This window comes from Streptomyces sp. NPDC031365 (assembly GCF_055569765.1).
In genome coordinates this window covers 292922-306509 of sequence record NZ_JBVIIM010000006.1, presented here as the reverse complement: position 1 = coordinate 306509, position 13588 = coordinate 292922, and the positions used below count along the sequence as shown (strand labels likewise).

Sequence of the window (13588 nt, the reverse complement as noted above, 5' to 3'; positions counted from 1 at the left end):
GCAGCAGGGGCTGCACGCCGGGGCGGGACGTCGTGCTCGACGACGTCCCGGACACCGGCGCTCTTGGCAGGGCTGCTCTTGCTCAGGCTGCGCGGGCGAGTTCCGCGGTAATCGCCTCGATGAGCGCGTCGACGGTGGGGTTGTCCCACATCATGGTGGGGTCGACCGTCAGCCCGAGGTGGTCCTCGATCTCGGTGGCCACCGTCAGGGCGTAGAGCGAGTCCAGGCCGTACTCGCTGAGCGGCATGTCCGGCCGGATCTCGTCGGGGGACATACGCAGGTGCTCGGCGAGCCGCGCGACGAGCCAGTCGCGCATGGCCTGCGGGTCCTCTCTGACCAAGGACTGTTCCATCTCACGTCTCCAATCAGGCTGAGGGGGTGCGTCTCGGGTTGAGGCCGAAGCCCTGGGACCGCTCGAAGCGTTCGAGCAGCCGGTCCCACAGCGGGCCTTCGAGGTACGGGGGCAGGCTGCCGGCCGGCCCGCCGAGGGGGCCGCGCAGCCGGTGCAGCGAGGCCGCCGCCCAGACCGGATCCGACAGGAACGGGTCGCCGGCGAGCCGGGCCTGTCGCCATGTCTCGAAGCACGCCGCGGCCACCAGGACGTTCACATAGCGAGTGGTCAGGTCGTACGTGTGCGAGCTAGCCGCGACGGACAGCTCACCGGCCGGGAGCACCGCGCACTCCTCCGCCAGCCGGAAGAGCTCCTGCGCGAAGTGCTCGCCGTGCGCGCGGAGAGCGGCGTACGCGCGCCCCTCGCCGTCCGGCATGGAGGCGAGGGCGGCGGCGAGCGTGGTGCTCAGGCTCTCGCGGCCTCCCGCGGTGATCGCCAGCCGGCGGAAGTCCATCGGCGGCAGATCGGCGCCGGGCCGGAACAGGGCCGCCGGCGCGACGGCGGACCCGAGCCAGGAGCGGCGGGCCAGCAGAGGAAGCTGCGGAAGCAGCGACACCTGGCACGCGGCGCGCGCGGCATGCCCGAAGCCCACCGGCTGGATGTCCCGCAGCAACTTCTGGAAGATCTGGGAGGGACCCTCCCGCAGGTAGAAGTGCGCCCCGAGGACCGACGACAGCTGGTTCATGGCGTCCATCAGTGCCTTGGACACGAAGTACTTGACGGCCTGGCCGTGGATCGCCGTCTCGGCTGGCAGCAGGTGCAGGGCACGGGTCGCGACGGTCGCGAAGCAGTCCGCGGTGAGCAGGTCCGAGAACGCGCCGGTCAGTACGGACCGTACGTGGGGGAGGTCGGCGGCCCTTCGCCCGTGCAGGTGACGGCCTCGGGCGTGGCGCAGCGTGGTCTCCAGCGCCGTGTCGACGATGCCCGTGGACATCGAGACCAGCGTGGTGCGGGTGACCTGGAACGACCGCAGGGCGGTCTCCAGCCCCAGCCCCTCGCCGCCGAGCACGGCGTCGGCGGGCAGCGGGCAGTCGCGGAACTCGATACCGCCGAGCTGCACTCCGCGCATGCCGGTGGTGCGGAACCGCGGCAGATAGGTCATTCGGCCGGCCGGAAGCAGGGACTTGTCGACGTACACCTGGGAGTGGCTGCGGCTGCCGGGGGCGAGCGAGGTACGGGCGAACACGACCACGGCCTCGGCGCGCTGGACGTTCGTGATGACTTCCTTGCGGCCGTTGAGCAGCAGTCGTCCGTCCCCGCTCGGCAGCGCGGTGAACTCGGTGCGCGCCATGTCGTTGCCATGGGCCAGTTCGTGGTACGCGACGGCGACCCGCCGGCCGTTCAGCAGGTGCTCGGCGGCGGCCCGGGTCTGCTCTTCGCTGCCCACGGTCCAGATGTTGACCCCCGCGATGAAGGAGCTGGCGCCGTATCCCAGGCCAAGGCAGGGGTCGCGCCGGTAGACCGTGCGCATCACATCGACGAGGTGATCGAGACGGGTGAGACGGCCACCGAAGGCGGCGGGCACGAACTCGGCGTTCAGCCCGTACTCGTGCAGGGCGGCTTCGCCCTCCGGCGACATCTCGCCCCGCTCGTCGGCGGCGACCATGGCGGCGTGGCTGAGGGGATTGCCCGGGTCGGTGGGGTCACCGAGCAGCCGGTCGAGTGTGTCGAGCCGGGCGGGCAGGGCGGGGACGGCGTGGGCGGTCGTCACAGCACGCTCCCCTGCGGGTGCTGCGCCGGACGGACGGCAGGGGCGCCGCCCTCGGTGCGCAGCAGCTGATCGGCCAGATGGTCGAACGCCTCGGCCCGCGCCTCGTCGATCCGCAGACCCAGCCGGCCGAGCACCAGGGCCAGCCCGGCTTGCAGCCACAGGCTGTCGTACTGGGTGCGCGCGCTGTCGAGCCACAGGTGGACCAGGGCCGCTCCCGCGAAGCACAGTTCGTACTCGGCGGCCAGGTCGAAGGCGGGCTGGGGGACGTCCCGGGGCGTGCGGTCCACTTCCTCCATGGCGGCGTGCACGGACGTCGCGGCCGCTACGAGCTCGTCCGCCATCCGCGACGTCTCCCGCGGCAGGAGGCCATTCGGGGCAGCCTCCTTGAGCCGTCCGACGGCCTCGGGCAGGAGCTGCACGATGCTGCATCCACCGGTCGACAGCACCTGCAGCCGGGTGAGGTCGAAGGCGGTGGCGGGTGCGCTCGGCATGGTCATGGCCAGCGCCTCACGGTCGGCGGTGCCGGCCCGCCAGGCCCGGGCGAGCAGGGGGAAATGGTCGATGAGCAGGTTGCGGTTGACGGCGGTGCTGCCGTCGAAGACCGCCACGATCCGGTGGTCCCGCTCCAGCTTGGCGAACGCGCCGTCCTCGTAGCTCTCACTCAAGAAGCCGCGCACACCGAGGAGTTCGGATATCCGGTCGAGGGTGTGCTGGACGAGCGTCGGCACGAACGCCTTGGTGACGGCGGAGATGACGGCGAGCTCGGGGGTGACCGTGTGGATGCTCCGGGCGGCCAGCGTGGTGACCGACTCGGCGACGGCCAGCGCGGCGGCGGACTCGCCCAGGATGCGGCGGACCCGCGGCAGGTCCGCCAGGTCGCGGCCGTAGAGGTTGCGGGAGGTGGCGTAGCGGGCGGCGATGGACAGCCCGTGGTCGAGCGCGCCGAGTGACAGGGCGGCGCACACGGTGCGGGTCAGCTGAAGGGTCTTGAGAACCGTCTCGATGCCGCTGCCGACCGGTCCCACCAGCGCCTCGTCCGGGACGATCGCGCTGTCGAAGGCGATGCCACTGATGTCGGCACCCCGGATGCCGTGCGTCCGCACCTTGGGCAGCGTGCGGTACGAGCCTGGGGCGAGCTGCTCCTTGTCGACCAGGAACAGGCTGAATCCCCGTGGTCCTCCGGCCTCCGACGTGCGGGCGAGCACGCACAGGTACCGGCCGCGCGTAGCGTTGTTGATCAGCCACTTCTCGCCGTCGATCCGCCACCCCTCCTGCTGTGCGAGGGCGGTGAGCTCTCCGGACAGCAGGTCGCTGCCGTGGTCCCGTTCGCTGAGGGCCCAGGACACGACGGCGTCCTCGCACACGGCCCCGGCCAGCCGGGCGGCCTGTGCGGAGGAGCCGGCGACCCAGACGGGGGCCGAGCCGAGGAAGGTCTTGCCGTGGGCGACGGCGACCGTCAGGTCCCGGCGCGCGACGGTGCGCTGCAGCCGGACCAGCTCGACCATGTCGCGCAGCCTGCCTCCGTGGCGGGCGTCCGCGTAGTAGGAGGAGAGACCGAACGTGTCGAGCGCTGCGCAGGCTTCGGCGGGGAACTCCTCCTCCCGGTCGAGTTCGGCCATGGCGGCGCGGGTGAACAGCGGACGATTGTCGGGGCGGTCGAGGAACTGGTCGAGCACGCGTACGGATTGATGCAGCACAGTGGATCCCTCGGGATGCGATGGCTGAGCCGGTGAGTGCGCCTCAGATGCGTGCCGCACCTAAGGAGGCGGCACCGGGTGTCGTCAGGAGACGGCCTGCTCGAGCCTGCGGTCGAGCTTCGCGAACAGCGGTTGCAAGGCTTGGGCGCGGAACATGTCGCGCATCTGCAGGCGCTGGATCTTGCCGCTGGTGGTGCGCGGTACGGCGCCGCGGCGGACCAGGACGAGGCCCGCGAGGTGGGCTCCGAACCCGGTGAAGACGGAGCGCCGGATGGAGGCGGACAGCCGCTCCAGCTCCTCCTCGCCGGGCCTGCCACGGAGTTCGTGCACCAGGACGAGGAGCTCCTCCTCAAGACCGTTCTCGTCCCGTGCGGGGACGGTGAAGGCGGCGCCGAACAGGTTCTGGAGCTCGGGGTGGAGGCTGCGCACCTCGTACTCGATGTCCTGGGGATAGAGGTTGCGGCCCCGCAGGATCAGCATCTCTTTGATGCGGCCGGTGACGTAGAGCTCGTCGTCCAGGACGGCGCCGAGGTCTCCGGTGCGCAGAAAGCCGCCGTCGGCCTGGAAGGTGCGCTCGTTGACCTCGGGCTTCTGCCAGTAGCCGTGTCCGATGCTCGGTCCGCGCAGCCAGATCTCCCCGATCCTTCCGGGGGGAACGTCCTGGCCGGTGGCGGGTTCGACGATCCGCAGGTCGAAGTCGGCGGGAAGACCGCACGAGACGAGCTCCCGGCCGGCCCGCGCGTCGTCCACCGGGACGAGCGCACCGTCGGAAAGCAGCGCGTCGTCGAATCGCCGAACCACCGGTTCACGCCTTACGGAACTGCTCACGAAGACAGTGGCCTCGGCCATTCCATAACACGGTGCGAGGGTTTCCGCGCGCAGTCCGGCGGGCGCGAAGCGCTTGGCGAACGCGGCCAGGGTGGCCGCCTGAACCGGCTCCGATCCATTGCAGGCGTATTTCCATCGGGACAGGTCGAGCTTGGCCATTTGCTCGTCGGTCACACTGCGGCTGCACAACTCGTAGGCGAAATTCGGTCCCGCCGAAATGGTGATGTCGAATTCATCGATCATACGCAGCCACCAGTGCGGCCGCTTGATGAAGCTGGACGGGCTCATGAGCACGCACGAAGTCCCCTTGGCCAGGGGCGGCAGGATAATTCCCATAAGGCCCATGTCATGGTAGTGCGGAATCCAGGACCCGAAGCGCGAGGTCTCGTCGAGGGCGAAAGACCGCCATACGATGTCGGCGTTGTGGAGCAGGTTTCCATGAGTGAGTACGACACCCTTGGGATCGCCCGTCGAGCCCGAGGTGTACTGGAGCAGCGCGAGGCTGCCGCAGTCGAGCCGCGGAAGCGTGGCGACGTCGAGCGGGGTGGCTTCGAGGCGGTCGGTGACCAGAACCTCGTCGGCCCGCCGCCCCGCGGTCTCGGCCCAGGAGCCCACTCCGTCCATACTCCGGGAGTCGGTGAGCACCACCGAGACCTGCGCGTCGGCCGCGATGGCGGTGACCCTGCGCTGGTGGTGCTGGTACTGCCCCGGCAAGGGGGAGGGCACGGCCACGACGCCGGCGTAGAGGCAGCCGATGAACGCAACGGTGAAGTCGAGGCCCTCCGGGTAGAGCAGCAGGGCGCGGTCGCCCGGGGCGCAGCGTTCGAGCAGTGCGGCGGCGACGGTGCGGGCCCGGTCGTCCAGTTCCGCATAGGAAAGGGACATCCGCCCGTCGGCGGCATCGAAATCGGATATGAAAGTGATGGCTGGTTCAGAGCCATGGTCGGCTGCATTGCGGCGTATGGAATCCGCGAAGTTTGCGTCTAACACGAGTCCCCCGTTGACCTACGTACTCGTTCGGTCGCTCGGTCGTTCGATCGACCTTAGGCATGGATGATCTTTTCCGTCAAGCTCTTTCGTGGTTACGGAGTGTTGCTAACGACCCTTCCGACAGCATGAAAGGTCAACCACTCGTGGAGCGTCAACTGTCTTTAGTCACACCCGGTCCAACGAAAGTTGGGCCCACAGCGAAAAGCGGAGGGGTATCCTCCGCTTCAGTGGCGTGATGTGAGTCACACCTGGATCGTTTCGAGGCAGCGACAGGGGGAGCTTGACGCTCTTTTGGTTGCTGATCTACGGTCGGGCGGAATCGCCGTACTGTCGGTGTGTGAAGGTTGTGTGAATTGAATCGGCGAGATGGAATTCAATTCGCATCGAATTCTGCGCCATGCGGCCGCCGAACCGGGGGATGAGGCACACCATGATCAGCACTCTGGACCTCGCCAAGTCGTACCGCGGGGTCGACGCACTGCGCGGGGTGACCCTCCACGTGGAGGAAGGGGCCGTGCTGGCGCTGCTGGGCCACAACGGCGCCGGCAAGACGACTCTCGTCAACATCCTCTCCACACTGCTGCCCCCCAGCGGCGGCACCGCAACCGTCGCCGGGCACGACGTCGTGCGCGAAGGCCGCCAGGTCCGCGAACGGATCGGACTGACCGGACAGTTCACCTCGGTCGACGAGAAGCTCTCCGGACGCGAGAACCTGGTCCTCATCGGCCGCCTGCTCGGAGCGAGCCGACGCCAGGCCCGTGGCCGGGCCGACGACCTGCTCGACGCGTTCGGTCTGACGGCAGCCGCGGACCGGCCCTGCCGCACCTACTCCGGCGGGATGCGACGACGCCTGGACCTGGCACTCAGCCTCGTCGGCCGGCCACGCGTGCTCTTCCTCGACGAACCATCCACCGGACTGGACCCGGCCAGCCGGATCGCCCTGTGGGAGCGCGTCGAGTCACTGGTGGCCGACGGCACCACCGTGCTGCTCACCACCCAGTACCTGGAGGAGGCCGAACGCCTCGCCCATCAGGTCGTCGTCCTCTCCGAGGGCACGGTCGTGGCCGCCGGCACCCCCGCAGAACTCAAGGCCCGCGTCGGCGAGCGCCGCGCCCACCTGTCGGTCACCCGGCGTGGTGACGCGACCGAAGTCGCCGCCGCCCTGCGCCGGTCCGGGCTCTCGGCGGTGGAGACTGCGCAGGAGGGCACCGTCAGTGTGCCCGTCGCCGAGTTCACCGACTTCGTCCAGGTGGTCCATGCCGTCGAGGACGCCGAGGTGCCCGTCGTCGGACTGTCGTTGTCCGAACCCTCGCTCGACGACGTCTACCTCTCCCTGGCGACCGGGTCCTCCACCGTTCCCACTCCGCGCTGATCAGCCGACGCCTCAAGGAGCGACTGCCATGGCCGTCACGGCCCCCGCCGACCCGGATGAGTCCGTCACCTCCCGGGCGGTCCCGCCCTGGCGTCCCGCCGGCGCGGCGACACAGTTCACGGTGCTCACCGGGCGCGCCCTGCGCGGCGTCTTCGCCGACCGAAGGATCGTCGCGCTCACGTTCCTCCAGCCGCTGATCTTGCTGGTCATCTTCAGTGAGGTCTTCGGGAGCATGGCCAACCCGCGACACTTCCCACCGGGAGTCGGCTACATCGACTACCTCATGCCCGCGATCCTCGTCACCAGCGGCATCACCTCGGCCGTCGGATCCGGCGCGGAGCTGATCCGCGACATGGACAACGGAGTGCTGACCCGGTTCCGCGCTCTCCCTGTGGACGCGCGGTGGGTTCTCGTCGCGCGCGCCGTGGCCGACGTGCTGCGCACGGGTGCCCAGATCGTGTTGCTGCTGGGGTGCGCCGCGGCCCTCTTCGGCTTCCGCCCGGCCGGCGGCCTGCTGGGGGTGACCGGGGCCCTGCTGCTGTCGCTGTTGGTCATCACCGCACTGACCTGGATCTTCATCGCGCTCGGCGCGTGGGTGCGCAGCGCCAGGGTGATGCAGGGCATCAGCGGATTGACGCTTTTCCCGCTGATGTTCGCGTCAAGCGCGTACGTTCCCGTCGACGCGCTCCCCGGCTGGCTGCAGGCGGTGGCCCTGGTGAACCCGGTGTCCTACGCGGTGGACGCCACCCGGGCGCTGGCACTGGACTGGCCGCTCGGCGACGCGGTGCTCGGAGCCGTCGCGACCAGCCTGCTGACGGGCGCCGTCGCCATGTGGGTGGCGGTCCGCGGCTTCAAGCGGCCACTCGTCCGCTGACCGGTGCGCCCGGGCGGGGTGCCGTGGCGGGGTGCGGTGGTGGGGTGCCCGGGTGATCAGTCCCCCCGCCGGAAGTACTCGATGATGCTCTTGTTCACCGCGTCCGGGTTCTCCAGATATCCGTAGTGTCCACAGTCTTCGATCAGTTCGAATGTGGCACCTGGAATGGCCTGTGCGACTTCCCGTCCCAGATGTGGAGGCGTGATCATGTCGTCGGAGAAAGCCAGCACATGACACGGCCGGGAAATCGCTCGGTAGGCGGACAGCCGGTCGGCCATGGCCGAGAAGTTCAGCTGCACTCGCTCACCCGGCCCCATAGGCCGGGCCATTTCCAGCAATTCCAGCCAGTCCCGCGCCAGTTCGGGATCGGCCAGCGTACGCGGTGACAGATTCTGCGTGGCACGGATCACCGCGGCGTACGCCTGCGGCAGTTTCACCCCCGAATCATGCAGCGCGATTTCCGCCTCGGCCATGGCTTTGCGCATGAGGTCGGCCCGCCCGCGCGTGGCCATCAGCACCGCCTTCTTCACCAGGTCAGGCCGAGTGAGCAGCAGTTCCTGCACGATCTGCGCCCCCAGGGAGGTACCGACAGCCAGACACGGCCCGATCTCCAGCACCTCGATGAGCGCGGCTGTGTCCGCCACCATGTCGTCGACGGTGAAACCCCCGGCGCATTCATCGGTCGGCGGAATGCCGCGGTTGTCGAAGGTGATGACGCGGTAACCGGCGGCGGTGAGGGCGGGAACTTGATGCAGGTCCCATACGCGCCCCCTGCTGCCGCTGCCCATCACCAGGAGGACCGGTTCGCCGTGACCGTGGGATTCCCAGTGCACCCGAATGCCATTCACGTGCGACCATGCCATGTTCTCCTCCTATGACGCCAGACGGCTTTCCCAGAGCCTAAGTTGATCACCCGCGGCAGTCAACGAATTCCAAGGACGGGCATTCACGGACCGCTCGGGAAGAAGAAGACACGCGGAAAGAGAGGACGCCCGCGCTATGTGCCGGGCGCCCTCCCTTTCGGGCGGCACGGGGGCTGACCGCCCTGGTGGGCTCAGGCCTCGGCCAGGCGGCTTCGACTGCGTGCCCACACGATTTCGAGAAGCACGCCGGCGACCGCCGCCGAGGCGACCGCGGCCCACGGCGCCGCGAGGCCCGCGAGCTTCAGCTGGAAGAACTCCTGGAGGTACGGCACCACCAGAACCACCGCGAACGCCGCCGCCATGGTGAGGACCAGCAGCACGCGCCACCAGGTGTACGGGCGGGCGATGACGGCCAGCGCCCACAGTGCGGTGAGGAACAGCGCAAGCGTGGCCGCGGACGTCTCGGTCTGCAGGTCGTCGTCGTACACGGACCGCGCGATCAGGTACGACACGGATGTCGCAGCCGCGGCCAGCGCACCGGCCGGCACGGCGAACCGGAGCACCCTGCCCACAAAGTCGGGCCTGGCCCGCTCCGAGTTCGGAGCGAGGGCGAGGAAGAACGCCGGGATGCCGATGGTGAGGGAGCCGACGAGCGTGATGTGGCGCGGCAGGAAGGGGTAGGGCACCTGGGCGATGACGATGACTAGCGCCATCAGCACCGAGTACATCGTCTTGGTGAGGAAGAGATTGGCCACCCGCTCGATGTTGCCGATGACCCGCCGGCCCTCCGCCACCACCGACGGCAGTGAGGAGAAGTCGTTGTCGAGAAGCACGATCTGGGCAACCGCCCGCGTGGCGGGGCTGCCCGCGCCCATCCCCACGCCGATGTCCGCGTCTTTGAGCGCGAGCACGTCATTGACTCCGTCCCCCGTCATCGCCACGGTGTGCCCACGGGACTGCAGTGCGCCCACCATGTCCCGCTTCTGGCGCGGGCCGACCCGCCCGAAGACCGTGTTCTTCTCGACGGCGTCGGCCAACTCGCCGGGTTCCTCCGGGAGGAACCGGGCGTCCACCGGATCGTCGGCCCCGGGCAGCGACAGGGCCGTGGCGACGGCTCCGACGGACACGGCGTTGTCACCCGAGATCACCTTGGCCGAGACGCCCTGTTCGGCGAAGTACCGTAAGGTCGCAGGCGCCTCCTGCCGGATGCGCTGCTTGAGGACGACGAGCGCGCAGGGGACCACCGCGTCCGGCACCGCGGACGGATCCTCCAGGAGCTCGCCGAGGGGCCGGTGGGACCGGGCGAGCAGCAGGACCCGCAGGCCACGAGCACCGTAGACGTCGGCCGCCGTGAGCACCTCGTGCCCGGCCGGCAGCATCGTGTCGGGGGCGCCGAGCAGCCACACGGACTCCTCACCGGACGGCTGGGTGAACGAGGCGCCGCTCCACCGGCGGGCCGAGGAGAAGGGCGCGGTCGCACGGCACTCCCAGTCCTGAGGAGCGGGACGGGACTCGATGATCGCCTGCATGCTGGCGTTGGGTCGCTCGTCGGCGGCCCCGAGCGCGCCCAGCACGTCGTCGACGGGCACGTCGCGCCCCAGGCGGTACACCTCGTCGATGTCCATCCGCGCCTCGGTGAGCGTGCCCGTCTTGTCCAGGCACACGGTGTCCACCCGGGCCAGACCCTCGATGGCGGGCAACTCCTGGACCAGACACTGCTTCTTGCCCAGCCGCACCACACCGACCGCGAAGGCCAGTGAGGTCAGCAGGACCAGACCCTCCGGGACCATGGGCACCAGACCGCCCACCATGCGCCGGATCGCCTCCGGAAGGTCGTCGTCGTTGACCGCGAGCTGGGTGATGATCAGCGCGATGCCGGCGGGAACGATCGCGTAGGTGACGAACTTCAGGATCCGGTCGATACCGTTGCGCAGTTCGGAGTTGACCAGGCTGAAGCGGCGTGCCTCCTCGGCGAGTTGTGCCGCATACGCCTCGCGGCCCACCCGGGTGGTGACGAAGGCCCCGGCACCGGCCACCACGAAGCTGCCCGACATCACCACGTCACCGGGCTGCTTGTGGACCGGATCGGCCTCACCGGTGAGCAGCGACTCGTCGACTTCCAGATTGTCGGACGCCTGGATGGTGCCGTCCACCACGATCTTGTCGCCCGGGCCCAGGTCGATGACGTCGTCGATGACGATCTCGGCGGCGCTGAGCGTGACACGCTCACCGTCACGCCACACACGTGGGCGGCTCTCGCCGACGATCGCGAGCTGGTCCAGCGTGCGCTTGGCACGCACCTCCTGAATGATGCCGATCAGTGTGTTGGCGAGGATCACGCCGCCGAACAGCGCGTCTTGGACAGGGCCGACCACCAGGATGATGACGAACAGCACACCGATGATCGCGTTGATGCGGGTCAGCAGGTTGGACCGGACGATCTCGCCGACACTCCGACTCGACCTGCTGGGAACATCGTTGACGTGACCCGCGGCCACCCGTTCGGCGACCTGAGCCGTGCTGAGCCCGAGTATCCCTCGTGCCGGAAGCTCGCGAGACGGACCGCCCCCGGCACTCGGGCCGGTCACCTCAGCGACACCGCCGGACTCGTCCAGCCGCTTCTTCATTTTCCGGTGCCCTCCGCCATGACCGCTGCCGCTCCGGCGCGGACCGGCCCGCGCTCTCCCCGCGAAGGACTCTAGGAGCGCGTGCGTGATCGTCACCAGAAACGAAGGACGACTGTTCCCCCTGACTTTCGACAGGGAGGGGTGGCGGCGAAGGTCGTCGCCGGAGGTCCTGGGACAAGGGGTCGTCAGCCTGGACCAGCTGCCCGAACGGCCACACTCGACTGCCGGGCGGCGTGGGCACACCGAGCCTTGCTCCCGGCGCCGGCGGGCACCGCCGGAGAAACGATTTGCTGACGCTCGTTTGACGCACGGGCGCTATGAGCGCTGGCTGAAACTGGCCAACGACACTGGCTGACCTGGCCTTTCGTATCCCAGGCGCATTTTGCACATCTTCCCGATGACGCATCACGTGGAGTGCGTTGCCATCCTTGAACCGGTCGCAAAGGGCGGCTGACCTGCGGTTTTGCGCGTGCGCATTATGTGCGGTGTGGGCGTTACGGGCGATATCTTGACGCTGAAATGACGCTCGTGACGCTCATTTGACGCTCGTTCTGATGGGCCGTCAGGGAGTTCTGGGGGCAAGTCAGGGCTCGTTTTGCGGGACTGATGGCAGTGCACCGCTGGAGAGCAGCGGTACGCGTGGGTGCCGTCCTAGTCGGTTGTCCCGGAAGGGACCAGCCACCCCGCTAGCGTGCCGCGACGTGCGATCGCGCCGCTCTGACCACCTGGCTTCCAGCGTTGCTGGGCGCCGACGCCGGCGCCGAGGGGGGGGGAACCGAAGACCGAACCTCTGCGACGCAGGGTTCCGTGCGGCCAGGGTGCCTACTTCTGATGTCGCCGAACCGGGTCACTTTTCGGCCAGTCGCACCTATGATCACGGAAACGCATGGTCGGGGCCTGTGCGGTAGTGGGTGGGGAGGCGTCATGTGGTCGGACAACGAGACGGATCTGGACCTGCTCGGTTTCGACTTCCTCGTGGACGAAATGGTTGTCGCACTCACCCAGCCGCGGCTGCTTCCGCTGACGATGGGAGTCACTGGTGGTTGGGGATCGGGCAAGAGTAGCCTGTTGAAGATCGTTTCAGCTGAACTCGCGGACCTACCAGACGATGAAACGGGACACTTCGTCGTCGTCTCCTTCAGCCCGTGGCAATACGAAGGGTACGAGGACATCAAGGCCGCCCTGACGGAGGCGGTCCTGGCGCGCCTTCAGCAGGAGGTCGAGGCCGATGGCCCGCAGGCCGAGCAGGTGGGACGTCTCAGGCGCATGGCTACGAGCTTGCGTCGACCGGTCCGGATGCTTGTCGGCACCGCCCTGCCCGTCGGTGCCGCCATAGCCGCTGGCGCTGTGGACCCTGCCCTCGCGGATGCAGCGTCCATGATTGCTCAGGGCATGGTCGGCTCATCAGAATCGTCCCAGGACTCCGCCGGATACAGCTCCGAGGAGGAGCCTGAGCCCGTAGCGGCGGGCGCGTTCCGGCAGCAGTTCGGTGAACTGGTGGAGTCATTGCATAAGGTCCGGGCCGTAATCGTGATGATCGACGACTTGGACCGGTGCCTGCCGCATACCGTCGTGGACACCTTCGAAGCCATTCGACTTTTCCTAAACGTCGACAAGAGTGCGTTCGTCATCGCTGCCCACGCCGAGGTCGTCCAGGCCGCCATCGACCAGCGCTACCCAGGGCTGAGGCGTTCCGGGGCATCCGGACTGGGAGCGGAGTACCTGGAGAAGATGCTTCAGGTCGAGATCAACATTCCGGCGCTCTCCGCGCCGGAGGCCGAAACCTATATGCATCTCCTCCTATCCGAACTACATCTGTCACAGGCCCAGTTCACGGCAGTGAAAGAGGCGGTTGACCAGCGTCGGCGCGGCAGCGCACTCGGAGTCGCCCTGAACGTCGGCATGGCCGCGGATACCTTGGGGCCCGACATGCCGCCGGAGCTGTACCGAGACATGATCTGGGCCGCTGCCGTCGCGCCAGTCCTTGGCAGCGGGTTGAGGGGCAACCCTCGGCAGATCAAGCGGTTCCTGAACACCCTGAGAGGGCGTTTATGCAGGTCAAGGCAGGTAAGCGGCTTATGCGAGTGCCCCACTTCAGCACGGCTTGCCCTGTAGGTACTGAATGTCACTCAGTAAGGCACGAACCTTGTCGTCCGTCTCATCCGCTTCTGGTCTCGGAAACCCGTCTGACGTAGAGATGCAACAGAACCTCCCAACTTCCTGCGGAACGGAGTC

Annotated in this window: 9 protein-coding genes; 3 read left to right on the top strand and 6 right to left on the bottom strand. The window is 68.4% G+C overall.

Annotated features, from left to right (window positions below):
- Positions 1–82: 82 nt before the first annotated feature.
- From ACZ5C2_RS13080 to ACZ5C2_RS13065, 4 genes are all read right to left on the bottom strand, one after another.
- Positions 83–352, bottom strand: coding sequence for an acyl carrier protein (locus ACZ5C2_RS13080; protein ID WP_371230549.1), 270 nt, complete (start codon positions 350–352; stop codon positions 83–85).
- Between the two features lie 13 nt (positions 353–365).
- On the bottom strand, positions 366–2102 hold the full coding sequence (locus ACZ5C2_RS13075; RefSeq protein ID WP_371230547.1) for an acyl-CoA dehydrogenase family protein: 1737 nt from the start codon (positions 2100–2102) through the stop codon (positions 366–368).
- Positions 2099–3799 carry an acyl-CoA dehydrogenase family protein gene (locus ACZ5C2_RS13070; protein ID WP_371230545.1) on the bottom strand — a complete coding sequence of 567 codons (1701 nt, stop codon included), beginning with the start codon at positions 3797–3799 and terminating at the stop codon, positions 2099–2101. Before ACZ5C2_RS13070 ends, ACZ5C2_RS13075 begins: the two co-directional genes overlap by 4 nt.
- Positions 3800–3883: 84 nt before the next feature.
- Entirely contained in the window at positions 3884–5617 is a 1734-nt protein-coding gene (locus ACZ5C2_RS13065; RefSeq protein ID WP_371230543.1) for a fatty acyl-AMP ligase, read from the bottom strand.
- 430 nt (positions 5618–6047) lie between these two features.
- On the opposite strand from ACZ5C2_RS13065, the gene ACZ5C2_RS13060 reads away from it, so the two are divergent.
- Both ACZ5C2_RS13060 and ACZ5C2_RS13055 read left to right on the top strand, forming a co-directional pair.
- The gene (locus ACZ5C2_RS13060; RefSeq protein ID WP_371230541.1) at positions 6048–6989 is read left to right on the top strand and encodes an ATP-binding cassette domain-containing protein; all 942 of its coding nucleotides are present in this window, start codon (positions 6048–6050) and stop codon (positions 6987–6989) included.
- Between the two features lie 28 nt (positions 6990–7017).
- Positions 7018–7863 carry an ABC transporter permease gene (locus ACZ5C2_RS13055; RefSeq protein ID WP_371230539.1) on the top strand — a complete coding sequence of 282 codons (846 nt, stop codon included), beginning with the start codon at positions 7018–7020 and terminating at the stop codon, positions 7861–7863.
- A gap of 56 nt (positions 7864–7919) precedes the next feature.
- Here ACZ5C2_RS13055 and ACZ5C2_RS13050 read toward each other — a convergent pair whose 3' ends face one another.
- Positions 7920–8726 carry an alpha/beta fold hydrolase gene (locus tag ACZ5C2_RS13050; protein ID WP_371230537.1) on the bottom strand — a complete coding sequence of 269 codons (807 nt, stop codon included), beginning with the start codon at positions 8724–8726 and terminating at the stop codon, positions 7920–7922.
- Between the two features lie 191 nt (positions 8727–8917).
- On the bottom strand, positions 8918–11353 hold the full coding sequence (locus ACZ5C2_RS13045; RefSeq protein WP_371230535.1) for an HAD-IC family P-type ATPase: 2436 nt from the start codon (positions 11351–11353) through the stop codon (positions 8918–8920).
- Between the two features lie 924 nt (positions 11354–12277).
- Between ACZ5C2_RS13045 and ACZ5C2_RS13040 the strand changes: the two genes are divergently transcribed.
- Entirely contained in the window at positions 12278–13468 is a 1191-nt protein-coding gene (locus ACZ5C2_RS13040; RefSeq protein WP_468789543.1) for a KAP family P-loop NTPase fold protein, read from the top strand.
- Positions 13469–13588: the final 120 nt, after the last annotated feature.

Bases quoted from the DNA above. Each gene is read 5' to 3' on its own strand.
- ACZ5C2_RS13045 (WP_371230535.1), bottom strand. From the start codon at position 11,353: ATGAAGAAGCGGCTGGACGAGTCCGGCGGTGTCGCTGAGGTGACCGGC.
- ACZ5C2_RS13060 (WP_371230541.1), top strand. From the start codon at position 6,048: ATGATCAGCACTCTGGACCTCGCCAAGTCGTACCGCGGGGTCGACGCA.
- ACZ5C2_RS13040 (WP_468789543.1), top strand. From the start codon at position 12,278: ATGTGGTCGGACAACGAGACGGATCTGGACCTGCTCGGTTTCGACTTC.
- ACZ5C2_RS13050 (WP_371230537.1), bottom strand. From the start codon at position 8,726: ATGGCATGGTCGCACGTGAATGGCATTCGGGTGCACTGGGAATCCCAC.
- ACZ5C2_RS13080 (WP_371230549.1), bottom strand. From the start codon at position 352: ATGGAACAGTCCTTGGTCAGAGAGGACCCGCAGGCCATGCGCGACTGG.
- ACZ5C2_RS13055 (WP_371230539.1), top strand. From the start codon at position 7,018: ATGGCCGTCACGGCCCCCGCCGACCCGGATGAGTCCGTCACCTCCCGG.